The sequence below is a fragment of the Methylophaga sp. UBA1464 genome, assembly GCF_002325665.1.
Lineage (GTDB): Bacteria > Pseudomonadota > Gammaproteobacteria > Nitrosococcales > Methylophagaceae > Methylophaga.
Window position 1 is genome coordinate 426 of record NZ_DCSO01000084.1, and the last position, 5060, is coordinate 5485.

Sequence of the window (5060 nt, forward strand, 5' to 3'; positions counted from 1 at the left end):
GTTTTATTTTGCCACCCTCCAAACAAGCGCTTGAACAACGTTTAAGAGGTCGTGGTCAGGATGATGAAGCGACAATTTCGCGCAGAATGCGGGATGCTGAGAGCGAAATGTCACATTATGTCGAATTTGATTATCTGATCGTGAATGATGACTTTGATCATGCACTTGCCAGCCTGACTGCGATTATCGTTGCCAGTCGGCACAAACTGGCTGTTCAGCAGTCAAACTACAGTACCTTATTGGCTGACTTGCTGGCTTAAGCGGCGCATCTCTCGTAAAATTACATGTTTTAACCACAGGACAAATTATCATGGCACGTACCACAGTAGAAGATTGCCTCGAAAACGTAGATAACCGCTTCCAGCTGGTTTTGGTCGCCGCAAAACGCGCTCGCCAAATTGCCATGGGTGATGATGCAATGGTGCCAGTCGACAACGACAAGCCAACCGTTCTGGCGTTGCGTGAAATTGCAGCCGGTTTGGTTGACCGCACGATATTAACCAAAACCTCAGCTCGTCAGCATGCTGAAGAAAGCATTGTCAGCGACGAAGAGCTGCAAAGCGAAATTTAAGTATTGTGAGCGCAAAACCTTCTGTTGCCTCTGAGCTCGACTTCATTCAGGAGTCTGAGCCTAAGCTCACGATAGATGATCTGTGTTTTGCGACCTCCAATTATTTAGAAAATAATCAGGTCGAGTCCATCCGGCGAGCTTATCATTTTGCCGAACAATGTCATGAAGGGCAGACCCGACGCAGTGGTGAGCGTTATATCACCCATCCCCTGGCAGTTGCGCATGTTCTGGCAATGATGCATATGGATTATGAATGCATCATGGCCGGTTTGCTACATGATGTTATTGAAGACACGGAAATGTCTAAGCGTGATGTCATTGCCGAGTTTGGTGAGCCGGTTGCTGAACTGGTCGAGGGTGTGACCAAACTGGCGCAGGCCGCATTTGAAACCCGCCAACACGCTCAGGCAGAAAATCTGCGAAAAATGTTGCTGGCGATGTCGCGGGATATCCGGGTTATCATCGTCAAACTGGCTGACCGGCTGCACAATATGCGTACGCTGGGTCATTTGCGACCGGAAAAACGTCGCCGGATTGCCAATGAAACCTTAGAAATTTATGCCCCGATAGCCCAGCGATTGGGAATGAATCTGATGCGCTGTGAACTGGAAGATCTGGGCTTCCATGTGCTGTATCCGATTCGATATCGTGTATTGGGCGATGCTATCCGTAAAGCACGCGGTAATCGTAAGGAAATCGTCAGTCAGATTACCGCATCTATTCTTAACCGAATGGAACAGGAAGGTCTCAGTGCCGATATTCAGGGCCGCGAGAAAAATCTTTACAGTATTTACAAGAAAATGGTCAGCAAACAGCTGTCGTTTTCAGAAGTCATGGACGTCTATGCTTTCCGTATCATTGTTGATGATGTGGATGCCTGCTATCGCATGCTTGGCGTAGTACATAACCTGTACAAACCGGTGCAGGGCAAGTTCAAAGATTATATTGCGATTCCCAAAGCCAATGGCTATCAATCATTGCATACCGTATTGTTTGGTCCTTATGGGGTGCCGATAGAAGTGCAGATACGGTCCCGTGATATGGATCAATTGGCAGAAGCCGGGGTGGCTGCTCATTGGCTTTATAAATCGGGTGAGGCCGCCGGCAATACCCTGGCGCATCGTAAAGCCCGACAGTGGTTGCAAGGCATTCTGGAAATGCAGAAAGGTTCTGGCGATTCGATGGAATTTCTGGAAAATCTGCGTATCGATTTATTCCCGGATGAGATTTATGTTTCCACTCCAAGAGGTGAGATTTTAACGTTGCCTCGCGGTTCTACAGCCGTCGATTTTGCTTATGCCGTACATTCTGATGTGGGTAACAGCTGTGTTGCTGCTCGGGTGGGTCGTCATCTGGTGCCATTAAGCTCGCAACTGGAAACCGGACAATCTGTCGAGATAATCACTTCTCCGACGTCACACCCGAATCCGGCCTGGCTGAATTTTGTGGTGACCCCTAAAGCGCGCACCAATATTCGCAACTATCTGAAACATCTGCAGGGTGAAGAGGCGATTCAGCTTGGGCAGCGTCTTCTGAACAAACACCTGACAGCGTTTTCCACTGCACTGGAAAATATTCCAATCAAACGTATTAATGCTTTATTGAAAGAATATGAGCTGGATAATTTTGATAAATTATTAAGCGATCTTGGGCTGGGGAATATATCCGCCTTACTGGTTGCACAAAAGCTGCTGCAGGAAGAAACACCGAATAAAGAACCACAGGCGTTGTTGATTGCCGGTACGGAAGGCATGGTGGTGAATTTTGCCCGCTGCTGTCATCCGATCCCGGGTGATCCGATTCACGGTTTTGTCAGTGCAGGTCGTGGCATTATCATTCACCAGCGCAGCTGCAAAAACACTACGCATTTACGTGAGCAGAATGAAAAATGGCTGGATGTCGCCTGGGCCAAAGAAATTAACCGTGATTTTCCGGTGGATTTGATGATGCATTTACGCAATCAACGTGGTGCACTGGCGACCATTGCATCGGTGATTTCAGAGGCTGAGTCCAATATTGATAATGTCATGGTTGACGAACGCGACGGTGGATTTACCCATCTGCGGCTAACCATTGAAGTCACTAATCGTCAGCATTTAGCCCGCATTATCCGTCGTTTACGCCAACTGGAAATGGTCGAACGCATTAACCGTATTAATAACTGATTTGTTTAATCTGTCGTTTTAAGACGACTTAGCCGGAGTTTTTATGTCCCGAGAAATCATTCACACCAGCAACGCGCCAGAAGCGATTGGAACTTATTCACAAGCAGTCAAAGTTGGCGATGTTGTTTACTTGTCCGGTCAAATTCCCTTAGTGCCGGAAACCATGACGGTTATTGAAGGTGATTTCGCTACACAAGTGCGTCGGGTGTTTGATAATTTATCTGCTGTTGCAGCCGCGGCGGGCGGAAGGTTACAAGACGTCGTCAAACTGAATATTTATCTGACCGATCTGGCGCATTTCGGCACCGTCAACGAAATCATGGCTGACTACTTTCAACAACCATATCCAGCACGTGCAGCGATTGGTGTCGCGTCTCTCCCAAAAGACGTACCTGTTGAAATGGATGCTATTCTGCATCTTGGCGCATAACGTCGATATTTAGTGACCGTAACAAGTGACTGAGCTGGCCATTGCCGATCCGGTCACATCGCTGAAAGGCGTGGGTGAAAAACTCGCCGAGAAGCTTGAAAAACTGGGGATCCGCCAGATTCAGGATTTGCTGTTTCATCTGCCTTTACGCTATCAGGATCGAACCCGGTTAATGCCTATCGGCAGTTTACGGCCACAACAGGAAAAACTGGTTGAAGGGGTTATCCAGCTCAGTCAGGTTAAATTTGGACGGCGTAGATCATTGCTTTGTCACGTCAGCGATGGCACTGGTGCTTTGGTATTACGCTTTTTTCATTTCTCCAAAAGCCAGCAACAGCAATTAGCAAAAGGTCAGCGAATTCGCTGTTTTGGTGAAATACGCAGTGGCCCGTCAGCTTTGGAAATGGTGCATCCCGAATATCAGTTAATTCAGGGTGATGCACCGTTTGCTGTCGAAGAAGCCTTAACCCCAGTTTATCCAACGACTGAAGGTTTACACCAGCTATCCTGGCGTAAATTATTAACTCAGGCCCTGAATCTGCTGGATCAGCAAACCATGCCGGCTTACTTGCCTGAAGCTTTACTGGATCCGCGCGTTGCACATTTTGATCTGACGCAAGCCTTGAAATTTGTGCATTTACCTCCGCCGGATTGTGATGTCAGTCAGTTAATCTCCCGTGAGCATCCTGCCCAGAAACGATTGGCATTTGAAGAATTGCTGGCCCAACAACTCAGCATGCGGCAGATTCGCTATCGTACTCAGCAACATCAGGCACCCATGTTTAATGCTGATCTGTTCAGTAAAAAGTTTTTACAAGAGCTGCCGTTTCCATTAACCGGCGCTCAACAACGTGTTATCAGAGAGATCCGTGAAGATCTTCAACAGACTATGCCGATGCAGCGACTGATGCAGGGCGATGTCGGATCCGGCAAAACCGTGGTGGCCGCTTTATCCGCATTAATGGCTGTTTCCAGTGGTTATCAGGCGGTGATGATGGCGCCCACAGAATTATTAGCCGAACAGCATTATCAGACATTTCGTAACTGGCTTGAGCCGTTAGGTATTCAGGTCGGGTGGTGTGCCGGTAAACAAACAGCAGCGCAGCGTCGACAGGTTATCGCCGCACTGGCTGAAGGTGAAATCAACATTGCTGTGGGCACCCATGCGTTATTTCAGGATGAGGTGACGTTTAATAAACTGGGTCTGGTGATTATTGAGGAACAGCATCGGTTTGGGGTGCATCAGCGCATGGCCTTACGGGATAAAGGCAAAGCGGTGGATATTCTGCCACACCAACTGGTGATGACCGCTACGCCGATTCCCCGCACCTTAGCGATGACAGCGTATGCCGATTTAAATGTATCCGTTATTGATGAGTTACCTCCCGGCAGGCAACCGGTGACTACGGTGGTAGTCGCCGACAATCGGCGTCAGGAAGTGATTGAACGAATCCATGTCGCCTGTCAGCAAAAACGTCAGGTTTATTGGGTGTGCACCTTGATTGAAGAGTCTGAGCATTTACAATGTCAGGCAGCAGAAGATACCGCTGAGCAATTGCAGCAGGCATTACCTGATCTGCGTATTGCGCTGGTACATGGACGGATGAAATCGGCAGATAAAGAGCGAGTGATGCAGTCCTTCAAACAGGGTGAAATTGATCTGCTGGTGGCGACTACGGTGATTGAAGTCGGCGTGGATGTGCCCAATGCCAGTTTGATGGTGATTGAAAATGCCGAACGGCTTGGTCTGGCTCAATTACATCAGTTACGTGGAAGGGTAGGACGCGGTACGGTACAGAGTCATTGTGTGCTGATGTATCATCCGCCGCTTTCCGAAAATGGTCTGGCCCGGCTGGCTTGTTTGCGCGAGAGTAATGATGGCTTTGTGATTGCC

General features: G+C 48.4%; 4 protein-coding genes and 1 pseudogene. All 5 read left to right on the plus strand.

Annotation, left to right across the window (positions count from 1 at the left end):
- Positions 1 to 260: pseudogene (locus B3O33_RS10565) on the plus strand (guanylate kinase); the annotation flags it as partial.
- 50 nt (positions 261 to 310) lie between these two features.
- A complete protein-coding gene (gene rpoZ, locus B3O33_RS10570) occupies positions 311 to 571 on the plus strand; it encodes a DNA-directed RNA polymerase subunit omega (RefSeq protein WP_292362229.1) in 261 nt (86 codons plus the stop codon).
- A 44-nt stretch (positions 572 to 615) separates the two neighbouring features.
- Entirely contained in the window at positions 616 to 2736 is a 2121-nt protein-coding gene (locus B3O33_RS10575; protein ID WP_339612385.1) for a RelA/SpoT family protein, read from the plus strand.
- A gap of 43 nt (positions 2737 to 2779) precedes the next feature.
- Complete coding sequence (locus B3O33_RS10580) at positions 2780 to 3166, plus strand: RidA family protein (RefSeq protein ID WP_292363560.1); 387 nt, start codon at positions 2780 to 2782, stop codon at positions 3164 to 3166.
- Positions 3167 to 3191: 25 nt separating this feature from the next.
- A partial coding sequence (recG, locus tag B3O33_RS10585) for an ATP-dependent DNA helicase RecG (RefSeq protein ID WP_292363561.1) occupies positions 3192 to 5060 on the plus strand: 1869 nt, incomplete at its 3' end.